The sequence below is a fragment of the Sphingomonas sp. LR60 genome, from assembly GCF_036855935.1.
Lineage (GTDB): Bacteria > Pseudomonadota > Alphaproteobacteria > Sphingomonadales > Sphingomonadaceae > Sphingomonas.
This window is the reverse complement of the sequence record NZ_JASPFK010000001.1, coordinates 3,056,893-3,078,616: the sequence shown is the minus strand read 5'-3', so window position 1 is coordinate 3,078,616 and position 21,724 is coordinate 3,056,893. Positions and strand designations below refer to the sequence as shown.

Here is a 21,724-nt window from a genome sequence, read left to right as displayed (position 1 = left end):
CCTCGATCTTGAACGTTAGCTGGGTCATAAACCCTTGCCGCCTCGAGAGAATCCCGTCTCCGCGTAACCTTAGATTGAATTCGCCAGCCACTATAAAATCTGAAGTGGAGAAAAAACGCTTGGGCATCTGCAATATCGTGAAGCATTTTTCCAACATTGCGGCAGAGTAACCGCAATATTCTTCGGGCGACCTCGGGACTTTCCCTGTCACCAAGATTTTTGAAAGCGTGAAGCTCGCTGTTCCAGTCGACTAGAACGTGAACAGGGATCGGACGAGTCGTCATATACCTCGATTTTCTGCAGATCCATCAAACAGGAAAAGTGGCACGCGTCTATTCAATTTTGGTCCAATGATCGAAGCATGAGCGCGGCGGAGAGACCCTCCGCCTCGGTCACCTTTCTCCCTTCGCGGAGGAGGCGAACGGCCTCGATGGTACCCGTCAGGCACCCGCTCAACGCGGGCTGTTGCCGCCACAAGCTGAGGTGATGCCGCAAGCCTCTATCGTAGCAGCGATCTCATCTAATTCGTTTGCCAATCCTTGCAGCGCGGCCTCCGCTGCCTCGAGGGGCGTTGCAGGAAGCTGGGGATTGAAGAGGGACTTCGCCTTAGAACGAGCGATCCAAGCCACATGACGCAGCGTGCTCGCATCCGGGCCGCGCAGCTCATCTGGCGTGACATTCAGTAAGTTCGCCAAGTTGCCCACGGGCAAATCTTAACGGATCGTCCGGATCGGTTGTACACATAGAGCAAGAAAAGCCAGGTTACTTAGCTAACAGGTGCCTCGATCGCAGCTGAGGCGGAGAGATCCTCCGCCTCGGTCATTACAACTCCGCGGGAAGGCTGGCATGTCAGAGCGTCAAAACGTGCCAGTACCCGCGCCGTACCCGCACCCTGGCCGGAAATGGAGCAGGGCGCGGCAGCCCGCGCCGGTATGTGTGCTTGCAGGTCTAAACCGATCGCTAGGTACAGCGCAAATTGATATAGCTCTACCTATTGGATCAAGAGGAAGCCTGATCCACTAGGCCTCCAAGCAGTATCATCGCGGCGCCTTTGATTGCCGGCTGCAAACGCCGGAAAATCTCGATGAGCTCTATCTCCTCGGTCGAGAGCTCAGGAGGTGGAGGGGCATCTGAGAGCGGATCGTCGGTCTCGCCGGATAGGTATGCTGGCGTTGTTCCAAGAACCCTTGCAATCTTGTGCAGATGCTTCGACCCGACCTTATTGCTGTGAACCAAGCTATAAATCGTCGGCTGCGACACGCCAACCCGCCGTGCAAGCTCAGCCTGCGAAAGCTCACTAGCGTTCATCCGCTCTCTGACTCGATCGCCGATAATCACGGCGAACTAGTTATAGGCATCCCTATTGCAAGCGACCCCGGAATACCTTAGTCGAGTGCAATAGGCATGCCTATTGGGGACAAATCGCGGTGTCACGATGTCAAACATCAGAGGAAACAGACTCGTCCTGCGCCAGTGAGGCCTTGGTAGATGCCGTGCAGCACCTCGGAGGCCAAGCAGCCACTGCGCGCCTCTTGGGCATTACCCAGCCTTCCGTTTGGGCCTGGCTGAAGAACGGCAAGCCCTTGCCTGGTGAGCACGTTCTCAAGGTCGAGGGCGCGACAGGCATCAGCCGCCACGACCTCCGTCCCGACCTCTACCCTCGCGAGACGGCCGGCAATCACGCGGAACCTAGCTATCTGGCGCCTGCACGATGAAGGGTGATGCGACAACAACGATAACCGGACCACGTCGAGCGTCCAGCCCGACCTCCAAGGGCCTATTTCTTTCACCCATCGGCCGCTTGCAGACCGGCCAGTCACCGCGCCTCCCCCGTATCTCCGTAGCGGTGAAGCAGTCTGCGCATTTCTGTACCGTCCAACCTGTGACGCCGGTCGTCTATCTCGATCGGCGTCACTCTTTGAGGGAACGTCGGCATGACCAAGCTGCGCGACCCCGTGACGATGGAAAATGCCCTGTATCTCGTGCTGGGCTCGATCACGATCGAGCGCGCGGCCGAGGTAACAGGCCGGGAACCCCACTACCTTCGCGCGGCCGCCGATCCCGACAAGGATCAGCAGCTGACCGCGCGCGATCTCGAGCTGCTCGACCTTGAGGCTCACGCCCAGCACGGTCGCGGCTTTCCCCTCTACGAAGCGCTCGGTCGTCGGCTGGATTGTGCGCGTGCCGAGCGCTTCGTGGACGAGGCGGCGATCGGCCGTGCAACGATCGATCATGCGCGGGAGGCCGGCGAGGCAACTGCCGCCTTGGTCGCCGCCACCCTCCCCAGCAACAACAGTCTCGAGACACTGACGACAGCTCTTCGTGAGCTCGAGCAGTCTGACGCGGCAACTGGCGCGGCGATTGCGATTGTACGTCAGGCTCTCAATCGCGCTCGTGATCCTATGCTCGACAGTTCCTGAACCCGGCCACCTCTGCCGCTTCCCCGACCTAACCGCCGGACCTGATCGCTACGTGCTTTCGGGAACGGCTTTCTGCTGCCCGAAGGACTCGCCCGTGACCCTCGACGATCTCGATACCACCAGGTCCTGCTTGAACGTCCTGCGCGGCGAGCTGGCAGTGGCAAATACCGCCGACTTCATCGACGCGATCGCGGATCTCGCGGGCGCGATCGCGGCGCTCAATCGACCCGGGCTCGCGCTTCGCGAGTTCCCCATCAACGGGCGCGCGCGGGTCGTCACTGCGATCCTCGACGATCTGCTGGTGCAACGCGGCGTGCTCGAGCTGGTGATCCTCGACGCTCCACACCTTCACGGCCCCGGCGGCGTCGCGCTCCATGATCTCAACCGCGCGATCGCCGGCATCACCATCATGCTGGCGCGGCTGAAGCTGCGCGCAGCCGCATGACGCCTCGTCGTGACCAGCGAGACAACCTCGCTCTTCCGCTCGCGATAGCCGGGATCCTCCTCGGCATCGCACTGCTGCTGCTCTTCTTCGTCGACGCGGCGCGCATCGCGCTCGCCGTCGTGGTCCTCGCTTTTGCCGTCACGCTCGCCGTCCTGCGCGAGCTGATCTTCCCCGGAGATCGCTGATGCCTCACGTCACCGCCCCCGCACCGCGCCGCCACGATCGCGCGCGCGCCGCCACTCCGATGTTCCGAGCACCCTCCGTGACACGCGAGCCGGGTCTGAGCCCCCTCAACGCTGTGTCGCTGCAGATTATCGCCGGCCTCATTGGGCCGCTGCCCTTCATCCAGCTTGGCCACTTCCTATTCGGCTGGCCAAGCGTCGCCGTAATGTTCGGTGGCCTGTGAGCCCCCGGACGCTTGCTCAGGCAAAGCGTGATGGAAGCCCAGCCGCGCACGGCCGCTTTCTGCGGATCAAGGACGTGATCGCGACCATCGGTCTCAGCCGCACTTCGATCTACCGAATGGTCGGGGCAGGGGACTTCCCGAAGCCGATCCAGCTCACCGCTCGATCGGTCGGTTGGTGGGAAGCCGACGTGTCGAAGTGGCTGGATGAACGTCTTTCCGGTGCCTCAGCGTGACAATCTTGGGGGCACCGCAGGGGGCACCGATCACGCAAGACCAGAAGAAAATGACGGATTTTAAAGGGTTTCATGAGCATGTACCGGCAGCAGCCCCTTCCACCACCCGCGGCCATCGGGCTGCGGGCCCGCCCCGGCCGATGTCGCCAGCCAAGAACTCGCCAGCCAAGATCTCGCCAAATGACGGTCGGGCGCCTTCCCGCGTCGGGCGCTTTTGCGATTTTGCCCTGATTTCTTGATCTTCCATACCGGTCCTTAATCACATCTGCTGCAAAGGCCTTCCATCAAGGGGGCTTGAAGAGCGGTGCTGGTAACGATCAAGACGGAGGATGCGCGGCTCGGCATGTTCGTACACGCCGTTGCGGGTGGGTGGATGGCCAGCCCGTTCTGGCGTCGTCAGTTCGTGCTCACCAAGGCCGCGGACCTCAAGAAGCTGCTCGAGGGCGGGATCGCGGAGATCGTGATCGACCTGTCGAAGGGCCTCGGCCCGGCGGCGGCGCAGCCGATCGCCGCGGCGGTGGCAGGCGGGGTCGACGCCGTGCAGGTGGAACCCGAGGCATCGCCTTATCCTCAAGAGCCACACCTCCCTGCGCGCCGCCGTCGCACGCCGATCTCGCATGAGCAGCGCGCACAGGCGATGGTCGACGCATCGAAGGTCGTGGTGAAGGCGATGTTCGAAGACGTTCGCCTGGGCCGCGCGCTCGACATCGACGCGCTGGCGCCGATCGCCGAACGGATCGTCGAATCGGTGACGCGCGACGCCGCCGCGATGCTGAACGTCACGCGGCTCAAGACCAAGGACGAATATACCTACGTCCATTCGATCGCGGTCGCCGCGCTGCTGGTCCATTTCGCGCAGACGCTGAAACTGCCCGAGGCGGAGGTCAGCGCGCTCGGCCTCGCCGGGCTGCTCCACGACATCGGCAAGATGGCGGTGCCCAAGGCGCTGCTCGACAAGCCCGGCAAGCTGGAGCCGCCCGAAATGGCGGTGCTGCGCCATCACCCGGAAAAGGGCCATGCGCTGTTGAGCGCCGGGCGCGGATTGCCGGAGGTGGTGCTCGACGTGTGCCTCCACCATCACGAGCGATGCGATGGCCGCGGCTATCCCAAGGGGCTGCGCGGCGATCAATTGTCGCTGGCGGCGCGGATGAGTTCGATCTGCGACGTCTATGATGCCGTCACCTCGCAGCGTCCCTACAAGCGGCCGTGGTCGCCGAGCGAGGCGCTGTCGCGGATGCGCTCGTGGAGCGGGCATTTCGACCCCGAACTGCTCGATCTCTTCATCGAGAGCATCGGCATCCACCCGGTCGGCGGGCTGGTGCGGCTCCAATCGAGCCGGCTGGCGATCGTGATCGCGGGCAACGATCAGGAGCCGACCCAGCCGCGCGTCCGCGTCTTCTACGATATTCCGGCGCAGCGCTTCATCGCGCCCTACGACCTGAATGCGACGATCGCGGCCGATCCGATCCACCGCGCCGAATGCGGGCAGCGCTGGTTCGGCGAACGGTGGGACGCGCTCGAGATCGAGATATTGGACGGCCACTCGTCCGCCATGTGCCCTGCGACATCGAAGGGAGCCCTGTCGTGACCGCCTCGTCTTCGATCCCCGTCGCGTCGCGGCGTCGTCGCGGGATGCTGGGCTGGTTCGGTGGCGACGACGCGACTCCCCACCGCCGCCGGCATCGCCGCCGCCGCCGACGGGCAGTGTCTCGCAACAGCGCACCGCCGTGCTGCGCCGGCTGTTCGACGATATCGGCACGCTGATCTTCTCGCACGCGCTGACGCCGTCACCGTGCGCTTACGAAGTGCTCCACGCCTATGTCTCCGGCGAGGATCCGGGGACGGGGGCGGCGGTCGCCGAGCAGTTGCGCAGCGGGCAGGGCCTTACCGACGCGGGCATCGCGCGAATCGCGGCGCGCAACGATGCGGCGCAGGCGGGCGCGCTCAGCCGGATCGCCGACGCGCTGGAGGCGCGGATCGGCGACTGTCTCGCCGCGGTCGGCGAGTCGCGCGGCTCCGCGGAGACGTTCGGCAATGCGCTGCATGTCGAGGCCGGTCGGTTGAGCAGCGATCCGCAGGCGACGATCGCGCGGATCATCGGGCTGACCGAAGCCGCGGTCGAGGCGGCGCGGCTGGTCGAGGCGCAACTCCATAATGCGCGGCAGGAAGCCGATGCGCTGCGCAACGAACTGCACCGCGCGCGACAGGCCGCCGAGCACGACCACCTGACGGGGCTGCCCAACCGCCGCAGTTTCGAACAGCGGCTGCGCGCGACGATCGGCGGCACCGAGGGCGGCAAGGCAGTCGTCGCGTTGATCGACATCGACGACTTCAAACAGGTCAACGACCGGTTCGGCCATGCCGCGGGCGATCGCGTGCTGAAGTTCGTCGCCGCCTTCGTCCGCGCCGCCCTGCCGCGCGACGTGTTGCTGGCCCGCTACGGCGGCGAAGAGTTTTCGTTGCTGTTCACTGGCATGTCGGTCGATCAGGCGGTGGCGGCGCTGGAGAAGGTGCGCGAGCGCCTGTCGCAGCGCTCGCTGGTGCATCAGGAGAGCGGTGAGTCGATCGGGCACATCACCTTCTCCGCGGGCGTCGCGAAGGCCACGGACGAGGATGCGATGACCGCGGCCGACCGCGCGCTCTATGCGGCGAAGAACCGCGGCAAGAACCAGGTCGCCCGCGCCGATGCGTGAATAGGGGCGGGCGGCCGCTCTACCGGCGCTTGATCGACCCGGTTTGGAACTGACCCCGGCGACGCGGGGGCTTAGCCGGTGATGACCTCGCCTGTACCTGGCATCGTCATTGCGAGCGCAGCGAAGCAATCCAGGGCCACAGCCAGGACGCTCTGGATTGCTTCGCTCCGCTCGCAATGACGGCTTGAAGCGGCCTCACGTCACCATGCGGTCGCGATGAAGCCGGCCGCCGTATCAACATTCCGACGAACGTGTAACGACCCGATCGAAGGTCAGCACACGCTATCCGCGACGCGCGCCCATGCCGCGATCTCCGCATCGTAGTGCCGCAGCACGCGTAGGTCGCCCGCCCGCGCCTGCGCCAGATCGACCGCGACGACGCCGTCCCATTCCCATGTCGCATTGCCATGCAGCGTCACCATTGCGGCCTCGGTGGCGCGCGCGCGCACCAGCCCGCCGCGGTTGAGCACCGTCACCTCATGATCGTACGCGATCCGCCCGGTCAGGCAGGCCGCATAGGTGGAAGCGGCCATCGCGCTGCCGCAACTGTCGGTCAGCCCCACACCGCGCTCGAAGGTGCGCACGAACAAGGTATCGGCGTCGCGCACCTCGACGAACGAGACGTTGGCCCGGTTGGGCAGCCACGACGGCGCAGCCTCGCAGATCTTCCCGATCGCGACCAGTTCGTCCTCGGCGACCGAGTCGACGAACGTCACCAGATGCGGGTTGGGCATCGCGACCGCGGTAAAACGCCGCACTCCCGGCAATGTCGCGAGCGGGGCGTCGATCAGCCGCTCACCCGCACCGGTCAGCGGCCAGCGCGCGAGGTCGAGCGTCGCCGGCCCCGCGGTCTCTTCGATGGTATAGACATGCTCGGCGAGCGGCGTGGCGTGCGCGACCGCGGCATGGCTGGTCTTGAGCTTCGCGGTCGCGCGCCCGATCCCGAGCGCCTCAAAGCCCGCACGCGCGACGCAGCGCAGGCCGTTGAGGCATGTCTCCGCCTCCGATCCGTCGCTGTTGAACATCCGCATCCCGAACGCCGCCTGCGCGTCGCCGTCGGTCAGCACCAGCAGGCCATCGCCGCCGACCGGCCCGCTGCGATCGGCGAGCGCGCGCGCCAGTTGCGCCCATTCCGGCTCCGACAGCGTCAGCGTGCGCCCGTCGACCAGCGGGAAGTCGTTGCCCGAACCGTGGCATTTGGTGAAACTGATGTCCATCGACCCTATCTGCGGACGCGGCGCGCGCGCAGCAAGAGGGTCAGCGCAGGCCGTAATGATCGGCCAGGCGATCGAGTGCGAGCGTCAGCACCAGTTGCCCGCTACGCGTCGGCCAGCCGAGCGCGCGTTCGCTGTCGGGCAGCGTCTCGCCTGCGCACACCACACGCCACAGCACATCCGACAGGCCGGGGCCGACCGCAGCGATCGCGGCGTCGAAGCGGCGCTTGGCGGCGAGCTGCGCGACTGCCGGATCGGCACGCTCTCCGCCGCCATCGACGCGCAGCGTCCAGCGCATCGTCACCGCCGGGCCGAGGGCGGCGCGCTCGTAATCACCCTGCAACCGCTCGCCCGCCTCGTTCTGGCGCGCGGTCACCAGTCGCCGCGCGGCGAGCCACGCGAGCGGTGATTCGCGGCGGTTGACGGTGACGCGCCGCCCGCCGCCGGTGCCGCGCCGCCCGTGCGCATCGATCGTCTGCTCCACCAGTTCCTGCATCATCTGCTCCGTGCCGTTCGATGCGATCGGGCTGGCAGATGTTGGAGGATGTAGGACAGCGGGTTTCAGAGTCGCCGGGCGCCGGCCTCGCGAACCATGGACAAGGTCGGCCAACCGTTCACCGCCATCAACAGATCGGCCTCGGCGAGTACGCATTTGAGTACGTGCGCGCACCCGACCGCGCCACCCAGTGCTAATCCGTAGCAATAAGGGCGCCCGAGGCCGACAAAATCGGCACCGAGTGCGACCGCCTTGATCAGGTCGGTCCCGGAGCGCACGCCGCTGTCGAACAGCACCGGCACCCGGCTCGCCACCACCTCGGCGACCGCGGGCAACAGATCGATCGCGGCGATCCCGCCATTCGCCTGTCGCCCGCCGTGGTTGGAGACGTAGATGCCGTCCGCGCCGCCATCGATCGCGCGCCGCGCGTCGTCGGGGTGGCAGATGCCCTTGAGAACGATCGGCAACTTGGTCAGCGAGCGCAGCCACGCCATGTCGTCCCACGTCAGCACGCGCCCGAACGTCGCCGCCCACGTCGCGACGGCCGTTTGCGGATCGTCTTCGGGCGGTCGGGCGAGCAACGCACGAAAGGCGGGGTCTCCGAAGTAGTTAGCCAGGACGTGCCCGCGCAGTTGCGGGAAGTTGCCGGTATTGAGGTCGCGTGGCCGCCAGCCGGTCACCCAGGTGTCGAGCGTCACCACCAGTGCCGCATAACCAGCCGCCTCGGCCCGCGCGACGATGCTGGCGACGACATCGTCGTTGCGCGAGGTATAGAGTTGAAAAAGCGTCGGAGTTTCTCCGCACGCGACGCGCACCGCCTCCAGCGGATCGTTGCCGAGCGTCGACGCACAGAACGGCACCCCGGTTTCCGCCGACGCCCGCGCCGCGGCGAGATCGCCATGTCCGTCATCGGTGCAGATGCCGTTGACCCCGATCGGGGCCATGAACAACGGGGAAGGCAGCCGGCGCCCGAACAATGTCGTGGATAAATCGCGGGTTGCGGTGTCGACCATCATCCGCGGGACCATGCCCCAATGCGCGAAGGCGGTGGCGTTCACCTCCTGCGTCCGCTCGTCCCCGCAGCCGCCCTGAACATAGTCGCGCACCGATGGCGACCAATGCGCCTCGGCGCGCGCGCGCAGCCCGGCGTGATCGACCGGCCACTCCGGCACGATTCCCGACAGGCCCGCGAAATAGATCGCGTTCTGATAGTCGCCGTAATGCGGCATGATCCTCTCCGTATGGCGACGGAGAGTGCCGGTCGGCGGCAGGCTTGTCGATGGGGATGCGGCGGAAGGAGCGTTGGAAAGGCGGGGTTTTTCCGGTCCGGCCACTCCACGTCGCGGTAGCGGCGGCGTCTTGCGGGACGACACAGACATGGGCCCCTGCCTGCGCAGGGGCGACGCCTGATTGAGGCAACGTCGCCCCTGCGAAGGCAGGGGCCTATGTCTGTTGCCTTCGTTGATGCGGTCGCTTCATACTCAAACCCCAGTGTGTCCAAAGCAGACACGAAAAAGCCGGCGCGCTCTTGCGAGCACGCCGGCTTTTCTCACCACCTTCGTCGCGTCGGGCTTACGCCCCCGCGACTTCCGCGGTGTCGACCTTGATGCCCGGGCCCATTGTCGAGCTGACGGCGACCTTGCGAACATACTTGCCCTTGGCGCCCGACGGCTTGGCCTTCACCACCGCGTCGACCAGCGCGTCGAAGTTGCGACGCAGGTCTTCCTGCGCGAACGACGCCTTGCCGATGCCCGAGTGGATAATGCCCGCCTTCTCGACGCGATACTCGACCTGACCGCCCTTGGCTGCCTTGACGGCTTCCGCGACGTTCATGGTGACCGTGCCCAGCTTCGGGTTCGGCATCAGGCCCTTGGGGCCCAGCACCTTACCGAGGCGGCCGACGACGCCCATCATGTCCGGGGTCGCGATGCAGCGATCGAAGTCGATCGTGCCGCCTTGGATGGTCTCCATCAGGTCTTCGGCACCGACGACGTCCGCACCGGCAGCGCGCGCCTCGTCGGCCTTCGCACCGCGCGCGAACACGCCGACGCGCACCGTCTTGCCGGTGCCTGCGGGCAACGTGACGACGCCGCGGACCATCTGGTCGGCGTGACGCGGATCGACGCCCAGGTTCAGCGCGACTTCGATCGTCTCGTCGAACTTCGAGGTCGCCCCCGACTTCGCCAGCGCGATCGCCTCGTCGACGCCGTGCAGCTTTTCACGATCGATCGTGATGGCCTTCTGCTTCTTGCTCAATGCCATGATCTCAGCCCTCCACCACTTCGAGGCCCATTGCGCGGGCCGAGCCTTCGATGATCTTGGTCGCTGCCTCGATGTCGTTGGCGTTCAGATCCTTCATCTTCGCCTGCGCGACCTCGACCAGCTGCGACCGCTTGATCTTGCCCGCCGAAACCTTGCCCGGCTCCTTCGAGCCCGACTTCAGGTTCGCCGCCTTCTTGATGAGGAAGGTCGCCGGCGGCGTCTTCGTCACGAACGAGAAGGAGCGGTCGGCATAGACGGTGATGACGGTGGGGAGGGGCGAACCCTTTTCCATTTCCGCGGTCTGTGCGTTGAACGCCTTGCAGAATTCCATGATGTTCACGCCACGCTGACCCAGCGCCGGACCGATCGGCGGCGAGGGGTTGGCGGAACCGGCCGGGACCTGCAGCTTAATATAGCCTGTGATCTTCTTTGCCATGCGTCTCACTCTGTTACGGGGCGCGTCGTCGCCGTTGCGCCCGGTTCAAGTCTAGCGGTTCGTCTGGGCGCCGCCAAAGCGACACCCTCCCGCAGTTCCAGGTCGATGATGACAGGGAAGCGTGCGCCGTTAGCGGATCAACGCTGATCACGCAACCGGCATGTGCCATCGACCCGTGGCGTAGAGGACACACCGACATGACATAAACTAATGCAGGTGAGGTTTCGCTGCCGCATCGGCCTTGGTTGTCGTAGCCACAAATCATGGGTGGGGCGATTCCGCGTACTGGTGCATCTCTCGGCGGCGCGCCGCTGTCGCTGAGTCGCACACCCACTGCCGCGCTCGCCGACCATATCGCGCGCTTCTTCGTGACGATCATCGAGCGTCCCGCCGATGCGTTGCTCGACGATTTCCTGCTCCATGAGAACGCCTATGTCCGCGTGCCGGTGGTCGGCACGTGGGAGACGCTGATCGACGACCGCTGGGTCGGCTATGAGGGGCCGATGCTGTTTGGGGCGCAGGAGCGGCGGTTTGCGGTGCGTTGTCGCGGGCCGATCATCGCGGCGGGGTTCATGATTCGGCCGAGCGCGTGGTTCTCGTTCTGCGATGAGAGCGCCGATCAGATGGCGGACCGGCTGCTTCCGATCGGTGGCGACTGGGGTGCGGCGCTGCGCTGGGCGACCCAGGACATCTACGATCACGAACAAACATTTGCGCGGCTGGAGCAGGTGGTGCTCGAACGCGTGATCGTGCGCGCCACGCCGACCGATCCGGTCAGCGCCACGTTCGAGCGAGATCGCGCGAGATCGATCCCGTCCGTCCCGTTGCTGAGATCGCAGCGGAGGTCGGCATGTCGGGGCGGCGACTCGATCGCACCGTGCGCGCGCATTTCGGGCATCTGCCGAAGACGGTGCTGCGCCGCAGTCGGTTCCTCGATATGGCAGCGGTGATGCGCGGACTGGCGGTGCCGACGGCCGACGAACTGGCCGAGCTGCGCTTCTACGACGCGTCGCACCTCAATCGCGAGTTCCGGCAATTCGTCGGCATGACGCCCGCGCAATTCCGCCGGTCGGAGACGATGCTGTTCACGCCGGGGCTGGAGGTGCGCCAGCAACGCAAGCGCGTCGATCTCGCGCCGCATGTCGTCGCAGCACCGTGGCGCGACGAGGCGGGGATTGCCAGCGGGGCGGGGGCGGGGGCTTAGGCCCGGTCCAGAATATGCGTTATTGCTTCGCTACGCTCGCAATGACGAAACTTGGTGGACCGGGCGGCAAGAAGCTGCGCCCCGGATCGAGTCCGGGGCGATTTAAGCCGGATTACTTGCTGCGCTCGACCTGTTCGAAGTCGAGTTCGACCGGCGTCGCGCGGCCGAAGATGCTGACCGAGACCTTGACCTTCGACTTGTCGAAGTCGAGTTCCTCGACCGTCCCGTTGAAGCTCGCGAACGGGCCTTCCAGCACCTTGACCGCATCGCCGATCTCGTAATCGACCTTGACCTTGGTCTTCGGTGCGGCGGCCGCCTCTTCCTTCGAATTGAGCATCCGCGCCGCCTCGGCATCCGAGATCGGCTGCGGCTTGCCCGACGAACCGAGGAAGCCCGTGACCTTGGGGGTGTTCTTGACGAGGTGATAGACGTCGTCGTTCATCGCCAGCTTGGCGAGGACGTAGCCCGGCATGAACTTGCGCTCGACCGCGATCTTCTTTCCGCGGCGCGCTTCGGTGACCGTCTCGGTGGGCACCTCGATCTGCTCGACCAGTTGCTCGAGGCCCATCCGCGTGGCCTCCGACATAATCGAATCGCGGACCTTGCCCTCGAAGCCCGAGTAAGCGTGGATGATGTACCAGCGCGCCATCTTTTGGAATTCCGTCCTTACTGCGCCAGGCTCAGCAACGCCTTCACGACGGCGTTGAAGATCGAATCGACCGAGAGGAAGAACAACGCGAGCACCGTCGTCATGATGACGACCATCACGCCGGTCATCACCGTTTCGCGCCCGGTCGGCCACACGACCTTCGCGGTCTCGGTCCGCACCTGACGGATGAATTCGATCGGAGTCGTCTTCGCCACGAAATGCGCCTTCGTTGAGCCCTGGCCCGGTTGAGCCTGTAAATGAAGTCCCGGCATAGGATCGCTACCGCTGCCCGGTCCGAAACCGGGAAGCGGTCGGCAAGCCTTCCGCGATGTCGGATATGCCATCGGACATAGGATCGTGCTCGACAAAAGGCAAGCGGGGCAGCTTGCTGTCCGACCAGAGCGCCGCCGCTATCCCGACCGGCCGCCGTTGCGACACGAAAAAGGGCCGGGCGCGCATGGCGCCCGACCCTCTTCAACGAAAAACGCACGCAGCCCGCAGGGCCGCGCGCGCGTCCGATCAGTTGCTGTCGGAGTCGTCGTTGCTGTCGTTGACGATCGCGATCACGCCGATGGCGGCAATGCCGGCGGCGATGATGACGCCGAACAGGCCGGCACCGGCCAGCTCGCTCTTCTTGGCCGACGGGGTAGCGGCGCGCGACTGCGCGACCGACAGGCTGGCGGCCGGGTTGCTGTTCGCGGCGAACGCCGGGGTGGCGATGAGGCTGAGCGCAGCGGCGCCTGCGAGGATCGAACGCATGGTAGAACTCCCTTAAGTTACTTAAACCCAGTTCGCGCTATGGCGCTGTGCGGCACAACACGCAAGCGGCGTATTGGCTCCAGGTTTACAAAAGGTTTCTGGCAGGAGTGGGGGACTCGAACCCACGGCCCTCGGTTTTGGAGACCGATGCTCTACCAACTGAGCTACACTCCTGTGTGGGCGCTGCTGTTGAACGGATTGGCGGCGTTCGTCAAGCGATTGCTCGACCGCCGTCACGCAGCCTGTGTGTGAAGATGACGCAGCGTCAGCGCGCGCGCCTCGGCCACCGGCAGCGGGCGTCCGAAATAATAGCCCTGGATGCTGCGACAGCCAAGTTCCTGCACCAGCCGTAACTCGGCTTCGGTTTCCACGCCCTCGGCAGTGGTGGTCATGTCGAGGCTGTCGGCCATCGCCACCACCGCGCGGATGATCGCGATCGCCTCGACCCGGCCGGCAGCGGCGGTCTGGACGAAGCTGCGGTCGATCTTGATCGAGGAGAAGCGGGTGGAGCTGAGATAGCCGAGCGAGGAATAGCCGGTGCCGAAATCGTCGAGGCTGAGCCCGACCCCCAGCGCCTGGATATCCCCAAGGACCCGCGTCGCGCCGGTGCCCTCCCGCAGGAACACGCTTTCGGTGACTTCCAGTTCGAGGCGGCGTGCGGGCAGGCCGCTGTCGCCCAGCGCCTCGGCGACGATGGTCACGAATTGCGGATTGTGGAGTTGTTCGGGGGAGACGTTGACCGCGACGTGCACGCCGTCCGGCCACGCCGCGGCCTCCGCGCAGGCGGTCCGTACCACCCATTCGCCGATCGACGCGATCAGCCGCGCTTCCTCCGCGATCGGGATGAACTTGGACGGGGGATCTGCCCGAAGCTTGGGTGCCGCCAGCGCAGCAGCGCCTCGAACCCGCGCAGCGCGCCGGTGCGCGCATCGACGACCGGCTGGTAGTCGAGCGACAGCTCCTCGTTCTCGAGCGCGCGACGCAGCGCCATTTCGAGCACGCGGCGCTCCTCTGCCTCGGCATGAAGCTGTGGCTCGTAGGCGTGGAAGACGCCGCCGCCCTGATCCTTCGACCGGTACAGCGCCAGGTCGGCAGAGCGGATCAGCGTTTCGGCGCTGCGCCCGTCGCGCGGGCTGGTCGCGACGCCGACCGAGGCACCGATATACAACGTGTGCTGATCGACCTCATAGGGACGCGACAGCGTCTCGATGATCGCGCGCGCCAAGCGCTCGACGCGGAGCGGATCGGAAGCGTCGCGCACGACGACCGCGAATTCGTCTCCGCCCAGCCGTCCGACGATCTCGCGATCGGCGAGCAAAGTCGCCAGCCGCTCCGACACCCGGCCGAGCAGCCGGTCGCCGACCGGATGGCCGAGCGTGTCGTTGACCGCCTTGAAGCGATCGAGGTCGATCATCATCAGTGCGCATCGTGCCCGTTCGCGCTCTGCATGGGCGACCGCTTCGGCCAGCGCCTCGTTCACCGACAGACGGTTGGGGAGGCCGGTCAGCGTGTCGAAGCGGGCGAGCCGCTCGATCTTCTCGGCGGAGGCGCGCTCCTCGGTGACGTCGGAGGCGACGCCGCGGAAGCCGCCGAAATGGCCATCGGCATCGCGCCGCGGCGAGGCGGCGATCCGCCACCAGCGTTGTTCGCCCGTTACCGTAATCGGCAGGGTAAGGTCGCGGATCGCCTCACGATTGCGCAGCCGCATCGCAAGTTCGCGGAGCACCGGCGCGACCTGTCCGCTGTCCCAGCCCGCGCCGGCCAGCACCTCCAGCAGGGGACGCCCTTCCAGCTCGCCACGCTCGACGCCGCAGGCCGCGGCGAAGCGCGCGCTCGGCTGGACGATCCGGCGCGATGCATCGGTCTGCCACAACCAGTCGGGCGAGAATTCGTCGAAGTCGCGTAGCAACAACCCGATCGTTCCGTCCCGCTCGGCGAGCGTTACTCCCCCGGCATGCAGCATCGCCAGCGCGCGCGCACGATCGAAGGTGCCGATGCAGAGCAACGCGGCAAACAGCAGGTCGGCGAGCGCGACCGCGGCATGGCCGGTGACGAGCAAGGCGACCGCGCCCGTCAATGTGGTCCCGCCGATGAACACGATCGTCGCCAGCGGCACCGAGACGGTCGCCATCGCATAGGCCGCCATCAGCACCGCGAGCACGACGTGCATCGCCAGCACCGTGGCGACGTGGAGGTGCGCGCCGAACAGCAACGGCACGACGCACCACATCAGCGCCATCACGCCGGCTTCGACGACCGGTGCGCGCAGTGCGGCGAGATCGGCATAGCCGCCGGCCTTTTTCGGGCTGCCCAGCCGCCGGACGGTGGTTATCACCGAGCCCACACCGATCGCGATCAGCCAGATCGTCAGCCACAGCGCCGGCACGCAGGCCTCGAGCAACATGACGACCAGTGCGGCGCCGGTCAGGTTCGCCGCCAGCAACAACAGCGCGCGCTGCCGCACCGCGAGCAACTGCGCGGCACGGATCCGTCCCCAAAGGTCGGGATCGTCGCCATTGCTCAGCCCGAACAGCGCGGAAAGCGGCGGTTGATGCGCGAGCGGCGAGGCGGAAAAGGTGGTCACCGGGCCAACCTACACGCGCGCTGGTTGACGAAGCGTTGCCCGTGAAGGGCGAGACTTGTGCGAACTCATACGTCATGCCGGACGTGTTCCGGCATCCACCGTTCCGCAAACGCGTCAGCCGGTGGCTTCGCGGATCAGTGGACCCCGGAACACGTCTGGGATGACTGAGCATCGAGGACGACTTCCGGACTTCCGCATAGGTCTCGTAAAGGGCCGGGCATCATTCGAGGCCGCTCGCGCTGAGACGAAACCGGCGGCCGTCTCCTCAGCCCTCACTTAGTGCCGACAGTGTCCCGGGGTCGCGAGTTCGCGGATCGAACCCGCGTCTCCGATCAGGCCGCCAGATCGTACGGCTTGATCTCGCCCGCCAGGTACAGGTTGCGCGCCTTGGCACGGCTCAGCTTGCCCGAGCTGGTGCGCGGCAGTGTACGCGGCGGGATCAGTTCGACGACGCAATTCATGCCCGTCACCGACCGCACGCGGTCACGGATCTCGTCGCGCAACCGGACACGCTCGGCCTCGTCGGAGCTACGGCATTGCACCAGCACCGCGGGCGTTTCCTCGCCACCGGGCGTGGTGATCGCGAAGGCGGCGATGTCGCCGGCCTTGAAGCCGGGCAACTGCTCGACCGCCCATTCGATATCCTGCGGCCAGTGGTTGCGGCCGTTGATGATGATCATGTCCTTGGCGCGGCCGACGATGAAGATATAGCCGTCCGACATATATCCCATGTCGCCGGTATCGAGCCAACCGTCGACCAGACAGGCGTCGGTCGAGGCCTGATCGCGGAAATAGCCGACCATCACGCTCGGCCCGCGGCACCACACCTTGCCGATCGCGCCGTCGGGCAGCGGGGTGCCGTCTTCCTCGCGAACCTGGATTTCCATGTCGCGCACCGCCTTGCCGCAGTTCACGATCGCGCGATACCGCTGCGGGCGGTCCTCGCCATGGTGCATCCCCGACAGTTCGGTCTCCTCGACCAGCTCGACGCGAATGCCTTCGCCGACCGGCATCAGCGACACGGCGAGCGTCGCTTCGGCAAGGCCATAGCTGGGCAGGAAGGCGGTCGCCTGGAAGCCGGCGTCGGCGAAGGCGTCGACGAACGCCTGCATCACGTCCGGGCGGATCATGTCCGCTCCATTGCCCGCGACGCGCCAGCGCGACAGGTCGAAGCGATCCGACGCCTTGGTCTGCGACGAGATGCGGCGCGCGCAAATGTCATAGCCGAACGTCGGCGAATAGCTGAGCGATGTGCCCTGATTGCGGCTGATGAGGTCGAGCCATGACAGCGGACGCCGCGCGAAATCCTCGGTCTTCAGGTAATCGGTCGACACCTGATTGGCGAGCGGCGACAGGAAGCAGCCGACCAGCCCCATGTCGTGATACCACGGCAGCCACGAGATGCAGCGATCGGTTTCGGCGATCTGCATCCCGTGCGCGTGCGCCGCGAGATTGCTGAGCAAGGCACGGTGCGTCACCGCGACGCCGTGCGGGAAGCGCGTCGACCCGCTCGAATATTGCAGGTAGCACACGTCGTCGGCATCGGCGCCGGGCAGCGCCACGGGCGGCGCGGCGCGTGTCGCGAACTCGACCCAATCGGCTCCGGTCACGCCCGATGCCTCGGCGGCGGCACCGGCCATCTGCGCCAGCTCCTCCGGGTAGATCAGCAGCTTCGGATCGCAGCTCGCCAGCTGGACACGCAGCTGATCGATATAGGATTCACGTCCACCGAACGAGGTCGGCAGCGGCAAGGGCACCGGCCACGCCCCGGCCAGCACCGTACCGAAGAACAGCGCGCCGAACTCGGCACTCGTCTCGGCGATCAGCGCGACGCGATCGCCCGGCGCGACACCGGCGGCGATCAGCCGCAGCGCCGCATCATGAGCATCGGCGCGAAGCTGAGCGAAGGGGTAGCTGCGTACCAAGGTACCGCGTGCGTCGTGGAAGTTGAGCCCGCGCACGCCGGAGGCGGCGTAATCGAGTGCCTCGCCCAGCGTCGCGAAATCCGAGAAGCGGCGCGGCAGCCGGTCCTCGGTCGGGGTTGCCGTCGGCGCAACCGTCGCGGGGGCGGTCTTCGTGGCGAGGTCGATCGTCATCCTGTGTTCCTGTCGCACCTGTCATGCGTGCGCAATGGTTGACCGGCAAAAATGGCGGTTTGCCGGAGATATTAAAATTTTGAGCATTAGGATCCACGGTCAGTGTGGCACAATCAAGGCGTGGCCCTGACACCCTCCTCTGCGACCCGCTCCACGTCGCGCACGTCGCGCACGTCGCGCCGCGCACCGCCCCGTTGGACGCAGCCGCGTTGGAGCGGCTGGCGCTGCGCTATGTCGAGCGGTTCGCGACCTCGCGCGGTAAGCTGGCCGATTATCTCGCGCGCAAGATACGCGAGCGGGGCTGGGACGGCGTGCCGGTCGATCCGCGTGCGGTGGCGCAGCGGATGGCCGACGCTGGCTATGTCGACGATCGCAGCTTCGCCGAGCAAAAGGCGCGTCGCTGGCGCGGCGTGGCTACGGGGCGCGGCGGGTTGCCGAAACGCTGCGCGCGGCCGGGCTCGAGGAGGAAGATCGCGCGCCGGCGGTCGAGGAAGCGCGCGCCGCCGCTCTAGAAAGTGCGTTGCGGCTCGCGCGACGCAAGCGGATCGGGCCGTTCGCCGCCGCGCGTGCCGACCCCCGTGAGCGCGAGCGGCACCTGGCCGCATTGTTGCGGGCCGGCCATGATTCACAGACCGCGCGGCGCGTGGTGGATAGCGCACCGGGAGAGATTCCCGAAATAGACTGACATATCCCGACTTGCTTTCGCTCATGGTGCAGTGCACCGATGTGATCCGGGCATGAAAAGGGGCTGGACGCGACGTGCACGACGGGCCTGGCACATCGAGCGAAGGCGTTGAATCCCACGCCGGAACGACCGAGAGCGTGTCGCCGGGCGTCGCGCTGTCGGGCGTGCTGAAATGGTTCGATGCCACGCGCGGCTTCGGCTTCATCGTTCCCGACGACGCGGCGATGGGCGACGTGCTGCTCCATTTCAGCGTCTTGCAAGCATACGGCCGCCGCACCCTGCCCGAGGGGACGCGGTTGGAGGGGCTGGCCGCGCAGGGGCCGCGTGGGTGGCAGGCGACCGAAATCTCCGCGCTTGATCTGGCCGCCGCGACCGAAACGGTGCGCGACCGCGATCGGGAGCGACTGGTCCCCGAACTCACGCCCGACGATGCCGCCGCTCAGGCGCAGTGGGAAGACGTCAGCGTCAAATGGTTCAACCGCATCAAGGGCTATGGCTTTCTGGTCGCGCTCGCGCGGCCGGGCGACATCTTCGTCCATATGGAGACGTTGCGCCGCGCCGGGATCGCGGATGTCGAGCCTGAGCAACGGTTGCGCGCGCGGGTGGTGCAGGGGCGCAAGGGGCCGCTTGCGGTGGGCGTCGCGCCGGCCGAGTGAATCGGGGCATTGAACGGGCGGGCGCACGCGGGTAAGCGAGGCGCCACGATGGGCATCAATCTCAACCCCTTCACCTGGTGGAACGGCGCAAGCTGGGGCACCATCTTCTACGGCCTGCGCGGCAAGCGTCAGGTTGGCGAGGATTATCTCGGCAACACCTATTGGGAGGGTGGCCGCGATACCGCGGGCGAGCCGCGCCGCTGGGTGATCTACGCGGGCGCGAACGACGTCAGCCGCGTACCGCCGGAATGGTATGGCTGGCTTCACCGCCAACTCGACGGTGTGCCCACCGACGTGCTGCCCGCGCCGCGGCAGTGGGAAAAGCCTGCCGTGCCGAACATGACCGGCACCGCCTTCGCCTATCGCCCGCAAGGTGCGCTGGAGAAGGGCGGACACCGTGCCGCCGCGACCGGCGATTACGAGGCATGGAGCCCCGACGCGTGAAGCGTCCGCTCGCGATCGGCGGGCTGGTTCTGGTGGCGGCAGCTGGGGTGACCTGGGCGGGGCTGAGCCTCCGCCCCAACGCGCGCGCGCCAGCGCCCGACGCACCGATCGTGAGCAAGGCGGTGCCGGAGACGCTGCCCGACGCCGCGCCGTCCCCCGCCGCCGACGAGGTGCGCGACGATGCGCAGGAGGCTGCCGTCGATGCCGGCACCACGCCGATGGCGCAGCGCGTCGCGGTGCTGGGGCTGCTCAACAAGCGCAACGGCGTCAGCCGCGAGCTGACGCTCCGCCCCGGCCAGGCCGGACGCGTCGGCGACGTGATCGTACGATTGCGGGCCTGCGAACAGACCGCGCCGTGGGAGCCCGTGCAATTGACCGGTGCGTTCGTCCAGCTCGACGTCCGCGGTGCGGACTCGCATTGGCGACGCGTGTTTTCGGGCTGGCTCTACAAGGAGCGTCCCGCGCTCAACGTCGTCATCCACCCGGTCTATGACGTGTGGACGAGAAGCTGCGCCACGACCTTCCCCGGCACCGCGCCGTCCACGCCGGCCAAGGCATCCAGCGCGAAGAAGTCGCCTGTCGCGACGTCCGCAACCGCGGCTGCGGATGACGAGGCCGCCGACGAGCCGATCGAGGAAAGCGCCGCCCCCAACAATTCCATGTAATCGGCGCGATCGATCTCCTGCGCGCCCAGCGAGGCGAGGTGCGCGGTCATGAACTGGCAGTCGAGCAGCGAGAAGCCGCCGGCGCGCAACCGTGCGACCAGCGAGGCGATCGCGACCTTCGAGGCATTGGGCGCGCGGCTGACCATGCTCTCGCCGAAGAAGGCTCGGCCGACCGCGAGCCCGTAGAGCCCGCCGACCAGCCGATCGCCGTCCCAGCACTCGACCGAATGCGCATGGCCGAGCGCGTGGAGGCGCAGGAACGCTTCCTCGATCATCGCATTGATCCACGTATCCGGTCGGTCCACCGCCGCCTCGGCGCACAGGGCGATGATCTGCCCGAACGCCCGATCGACGGTGACGCGGAAGCGGTCGGCCGCGATCACGCGCCGCAGCGAGCGTGACAGATGAAAACCTTCGAGTGGCAGAATGGCGCGGCGGCGCGGCTCCACCCAATAGATGCTGGCGGAATCGCGGCTGTCGGCCATCGGGAACACGCCGACCGAATAGGCACCGAGCAACAACCCCGGATCGAGTGTGCCCGGACTGGTCAAGCCCGCCGCTGCTCGATCGTTCGCCACAATTGCGCAAAAGCGGTTGCGGCGACGCTACGGGGCGCGGCCACGCCGACCGGCACCCGTTGCGCCGTGGCATTCTCCACCGCGCTCGCCATCGGGATCACCGGCCAGTCGGGATTGCGCGCGAGCGCCTCGGCATGGAGTGCGCGGCGGCGGTCGACCATTACGTGCACCGGCAGGATCGGCACCTGTCCGCCGAATTCCCGATCGAGCGTCGCGAACGCCTGTTGCGAGAGGGCGGAGGGCACCACCGGCACCACAAGCAGATCGGCGGCGCGCACCACTTGATCGGCGGTTTCGGTCAAGCCGGGTGGGCAATCGAGCACCACCGTATCGTGATCGCCAAGCTCGGCGATCAACTTGCGCAGCCGGCGCTTCTTGTCGAGTTCGCGCAGCTGATGGTTCAGCTCTCGCAGCGAAGCGTCGGCAGGGAGCAGGTCCAGCCGGTCGAACGCGGTCGGCGTGATCAGCTTGGTGGGCGACACGCCCTTGGCGAACAACGCGCCGGCGCGATCATGCGCGCGGCCGTCGCCCAGCGCCCAGGTCGCGGATGCCTGCGGATCGAGATCCCACAACAGCGTGCGCCGTGCCGACAGCGTCGCCGCGCACCACGCCAGATTGATCGCGAGCGTCGTTTTGCCGACGCCCCCTTCACGCTGTAGATCGCCACCGTCGTCATGGGCGCGACGCTACGGTCCGGCCGGACGCAGAGCAAGGAAGATGATGTAGATTGGAAGGCGCCCCGCGCCATGGCGGGTCAGGGGTGGGCTACGGTCGTGCCCGCGATTTCCCGGCGTCATCC

25 protein-coding genes, 1 tRNA gene and 3 pseudogenes are annotated in these 21,724 nt (G+C 66.6%); 13 read left to right on the top strand and 16 right to left on the bottom strand.

Going from position 1 to position 21,724, the window contains the following annotated elements:
- Positions 1–452: 452 nt before the first annotated feature.
- Together QP166_RS14475 and QP166_RS14470 are read right to left on the bottom strand one after the other, a co-directional pair.
- Positions 453–704 (bottom strand): hypothetical protein, encoded by a 252-nt coding sequence (locus QP166_RS14475; protein WP_333916544.1) that lies wholly within the window; start codon positions 702–704, stop codon positions 453–455.
- Positions 705–999: 295 nt separating this feature from the next.
- Positions 1,000–1,338, bottom strand: coding sequence for a helix-turn-helix domain-containing protein (locus tag QP166_RS14470; RefSeq protein ID WP_333916543.1), 339 nt, complete (start codon positions 1,336–1,338; stop codon positions 1,000–1,002).
- Positions 1,339–1,427: 89 nt separating this feature from the next.
- Between QP166_RS14470 and QP166_RS14465 the strand changes: the two genes are divergently transcribed.
- From QP166_RS14465 to QP166_RS14435, 7 genes are all read left to right on the top strand, one after another.
- Complete coding sequence (locus tag QP166_RS14465) at positions 1,428–1,715, top strand: transcriptional regulator (RefSeq protein ID WP_333916542.1); 288 nt, start codon at positions 1,428–1,430, stop codon at positions 1,713–1,715.
- Between the two features lie 219 nt (positions 1,716–1,934).
- Complete coding sequence (locus QP166_RS14460; RefSeq protein WP_333916541.1) at positions 1,935–2,420, top strand: hypothetical protein; 486 nt, start codon at positions 1,935–1,937, stop codon at positions 2,418–2,420.
- A 94-nt stretch (positions 2,421–2,514) separates the two neighbouring features.
- Positions 2,515–2,865, top strand: a complete 351-nt coding sequence (locus QP166_RS14455) for a hypothetical protein (RefSeq protein WP_333916540.1) — start codon at positions 2,515–2,517, stop codon at positions 2,863–2,865.
- Positions 2,862–3,050, top strand: coding sequence for a hypothetical protein (locus QP166_RS14450; RefSeq protein ID WP_333916539.1), 189 nt, complete (start codon positions 2,862–2,864; stop codon positions 3,048–3,050). Before QP166_RS14455 ends, QP166_RS14450 begins: the two co-directional genes overlap by 4 nt.
- 217 nt (positions 3,051–3,267) lie before the next feature.
- Entirely contained in the window at positions 3,268–3,504 is a 237-nt protein-coding gene (locus QP166_RS14445; RefSeq protein ID WP_333916538.1) for a helix-turn-helix transcriptional regulator, read from the top strand.
- 304 nt (positions 3,505–3,808) lie between these two features.
- Positions 3,809–5,092, top strand: a complete 1,284-nt coding sequence (locus tag QP166_RS14440) for an HD-GYP domain-containing protein (RefSeq protein ID WP_333916537.1) — start codon at positions 3,809–3,811, stop codon at positions 5,090–5,092.
- Between the two features lie 139 nt (positions 5,093–5,231).
- Positions 5,232–6,197 carry a GGDEF domain-containing protein gene (locus QP166_RS14435; RefSeq protein WP_333916536.1) on the top strand — a complete coding sequence of 322 codons (966 nt, stop codon included), beginning with the start codon at positions 5,232–5,234 and terminating at the stop codon, positions 6,195–6,197.
- A gap of 272 nt (positions 6,198–6,469) precedes the next feature.
- Here the strand turns inward: QP166_RS14435 and dapF are convergent, their stop codons facing one another.
- From dapF to rplK, 5 genes are all read right to left on the bottom strand, one after another.
- Positions 6,470–7,414: a diaminopimelate epimerase gene (gene dapF / locus QP166_RS14430; protein ID WP_333916535.1), complete on the bottom strand. Its 945-nt coding sequence runs from the start codon at positions 7,412–7,414 to the stop codon at positions 6,470–6,472.
- 40 nt (positions 7,415–7,454) lie between these two features.
- Positions 7,455–7,907, bottom strand: coding sequence for a DUF6456 domain-containing protein (locus QP166_RS14425; protein ID WP_333916534.1), 453 nt, complete (start codon positions 7,905–7,907; stop codon positions 7,455–7,457).
- A 65-nt stretch (positions 7,908–7,972) separates the two neighbouring features.
- Positions 7,973–9,136 (bottom strand): alpha-hydroxy-acid oxidizing protein, encoded by a 1,164-nt coding sequence (locus QP166_RS14420; RefSeq protein ID WP_333916533.1) that lies wholly within the window; start codon positions 9,134–9,136, stop codon positions 7,973–7,975.
- A 343-nt stretch (positions 9,137–9,479) separates the two neighbouring features.
- On the bottom strand, positions 9,480–10,172 hold the full coding sequence (gene rplA / locus QP166_RS14415; RefSeq protein ID WP_159761126.1) for a 50S ribosomal protein L1: 693 nt from the start codon (positions 10,170–10,172) through the stop codon (positions 9,480–9,482).
- A gap of 1 nt (position 10,173) precedes the next feature.
- Positions 10,174–10,605: a 50S ribosomal protein L11 gene (gene rplK, locus QP166_RS14410; protein WP_333916532.1), complete on the bottom strand. Its 432-nt coding sequence runs from the start codon at positions 10,603–10,605 to the stop codon at positions 10,174–10,176.
- Between the two features lie 263 nt (positions 10,606–10,868).
- On the opposite strand from rplK, the gene QP166_RS14405 reads away from it, so the two are divergent.
- Together QP166_RS14405 and QP166_RS14400 are read left to right on the top strand one after the other, a co-directional pair.
- A complete protein-coding gene (locus tag QP166_RS14405; RefSeq protein ID WP_333916531.1) occupies positions 10,869–11,555 on the top strand; it encodes a hypothetical protein in 687 nt (228 codons plus the stop codon).
- Positions 11,456–11,809: a helix-turn-helix domain-containing protein gene (locus tag QP166_RS14400; protein WP_333916530.1), complete on the top strand. Its 354-nt coding sequence runs from the start codon at positions 11,456–11,458 to the stop codon at positions 11,807–11,809. Before QP166_RS14405 ends, QP166_RS14400 begins: the two co-directional genes overlap by 100 nt.
- 112 nt (positions 11,810–11,921) lie before the next feature.
- Here QP166_RS14400 and nusG read toward each other — a convergent pair whose 3' ends face one another.
- The 7 genes from nusG to QP166_RS14370 all read right to left on the bottom strand — a co-directional run bounded on the left by nusG (position 11,922) and on the right by QP166_RS14370 (position 17,897).
- On the bottom strand, positions 11,922–12,458 hold the full coding sequence (nusG, locus tag QP166_RS14395; RefSeq protein WP_022687599.1) for a transcription termination/antitermination protein NusG: 537 nt from the start codon (positions 12,456–12,458) through the stop codon (positions 11,922–11,924).
- A gap of 17 nt (positions 12,459–12,475) precedes the next feature.
- Entirely contained in the window at positions 12,476–12,673 is a 198-nt protein-coding gene (gene secE, locus QP166_RS14390; RefSeq protein WP_184039926.1) for a preprotein translocase subunit SecE, read from the bottom strand.
- A gap of 304 nt (positions 12,674–12,977) precedes the next feature.
- On the bottom strand, positions 12,978–13,217 hold the full coding sequence (locus tag QP166_RS14385; RefSeq protein WP_333916529.1) for a hypothetical protein: 240 nt from the start codon (positions 13,215–13,217) through the stop codon (positions 12,978–12,980).
- 99 nt (positions 13,218–13,316) lie between these two features.
- Positions 13,317–13,391: transfer RNA gene (locus tag QP166_RS14380), tRNA-Trp, on the bottom strand.
- Between the two features lie 59 nt (positions 13,392–13,450).
- Positions 13,451–14,104 carry an EAL domain-containing protein gene (locus tag QP166_RS19050; protein WP_443027254.1) on the bottom strand — a complete coding sequence of 218 codons (654 nt, stop codon included), beginning with the start codon at positions 14,102–14,104 and terminating at the stop codon, positions 13,451–13,453.
- Complete coding sequence (locus tag QP166_RS14375) at positions 14,035–15,801, bottom strand: putative bifunctional diguanylate cyclase/phosphodiesterase (protein ID WP_443027216.1); 1,767 nt, start codon at positions 15,799–15,801, stop codon at positions 14,035–14,037. The genes QP166_RS19050 and QP166_RS14375 overlap by 70 nt, the downstream gene beginning before the upstream one ends.
- 332 nt (positions 15,802–16,133) lie before the next feature.
- Positions 16,134–17,897, bottom strand: coding sequence for a fatty acyl-AMP ligase (locus QP166_RS14370; RefSeq protein WP_333916528.1), 1,764 nt, complete (start codon positions 17,895–17,897; stop codon positions 16,134–16,136).
- Positions 17,898–18,091: 194 nt separating this feature from the next.
- Between QP166_RS14370 and QP166_RS14365 the strand changes: the two are divergent.
- The 4 genes and pseudogenes from QP166_RS14365 to QP166_RS14350 all read left to right on the top strand — a co-directional run.
- Positions 18,092–18,582, top strand: a pseudogene (locus QP166_RS14365) (regulatory protein RecX).
- 137 nt (positions 18,583–18,719) lie between these two features.
- On the top strand, positions 18,720–19,238 hold the full coding sequence (locus QP166_RS14360) for a cold shock domain-containing protein (RefSeq protein ID WP_333916527.1): 519 nt from the start codon (positions 18,720–18,722) through the stop codon (positions 19,236–19,238).
- 48 nt (positions 19,239–19,286) lie between these two features.
- Positions 19,287–19,682, top strand: coding sequence for an NADH:ubiquinone oxidoreductase subunit NDUFA12 (locus QP166_RS14355; RefSeq protein WP_333916526.1), 396 nt, complete (start codon positions 19,287–19,289; stop codon positions 19,680–19,682).
- Positions 19,664–20,134 (top strand): annotated as a pseudogene (locus tag QP166_RS14350) (DUF2155 domain-containing protein); the annotation flags it as partial. The gene QP166_RS14355 and the pseudogene QP166_RS14350, both read left to right, overlap by 19 nt.
- A gap of 35 nt (positions 20,135–20,169) precedes the next feature.
- On the opposite strand, the gene aat reads toward QP166_RS14350, so the two are convergent.
- On the bottom strand, positions 20,170–20,898 hold the full coding sequence (aat, locus tag QP166_RS14345; protein WP_333916525.1) for a leucyl/phenylalanyl-tRNA--protein transferase: 729 nt from the start codon (positions 20,896–20,898) through the stop codon (positions 20,170–20,172).
- A pseudogene (locus tag QP166_RS14340) lies at positions 20,895–21,601 on the bottom strand (ParA family protein). The gene aat and the pseudogene QP166_RS14340 overlap by 4 nt, the downstream one beginning before the upstream one ends.
- Positions 21,602–21,724 lie beyond the last annotated feature (123 nt).

Bases quoted from the DNA above. Each gene is read 5' to 3' on its own strand.
- QP166_RS14370 (WP_333916528.1), bottom strand. From the start codon at position 17,897: ATGACGATCGACCTCGCCACGAAGACCGCCCCCGCGACGGTTGCGCCG.
- QP166_RS14355 (WP_333916526.1), top strand. From the start codon at position 19,287: ATGGGCATCAATCTCAACCCCTTCACCTGGTGGAACGGCGCAAGCTGG.
- dapF (WP_333916535.1), bottom strand. From the start codon at position 7,414: ATGGACATCAGTTTCACCAAATGCCACGGTTCGGGCAACGACTTCCCG.
- QP166_RS14400 (WP_333916530.1), top strand. From the start codon at position 11,456: ATGTCGGGGCGGCGACTCGATCGCACCGTGCGCGCGCATTTCGGGCAT.
- QP166_RS14425 (WP_333916534.1), bottom strand. From the start codon at position 7,907: ATGCAGGAACTGGTGGAGCAGACGATCGATGCGCACGGGCGGCGCGGC.
- QP166_RS14385 (WP_333916529.1), bottom strand. From the start codon at position 13,217: ATGCGTTCGATCCTCGCAGGCGCCGCTGCGCTCAGCCTCATCGCCACC.
- QP166_RS14460 (WP_333916541.1), top strand. From the start codon at position 1,935: ATGACCAAGCTGCGCGACCCCGTGACGATGGAAAATGCCCTGTATCTC.
- QP166_RS14420 (WP_333916533.1), bottom strand. From the start codon at position 9,136: ATGCCGCATTACGGCGACTATCAGAACGCGATCTATTTCGCGGGCCTG.
- QP166_RS14450 (WP_333916539.1), top strand. From the start codon at position 2,862: ATGACGCCTCGTCGTGACCAGCGAGACAACCTCGCTCTTCCGCTCGCG.
- rplK (WP_333916532.1), bottom strand. From the start codon at position 10,605: ATGGCAAAGAAGATCACAGGCTATATTAAGCTGCAGGTCCCGGCCGGT.
- nusG (WP_022687599.1), bottom strand. From the start codon at position 12,458: ATGGCGCGCTGGTACATCATCCACGCTTACTCGGGCTTCGAGGGCAAG.
- QP166_RS14405 (WP_333916531.1), top strand. From the start codon at position 10,869: ATGGGTGGGGCGATTCCGCGTACTGGTGCATCTCTCGGCGGCGCGCCG.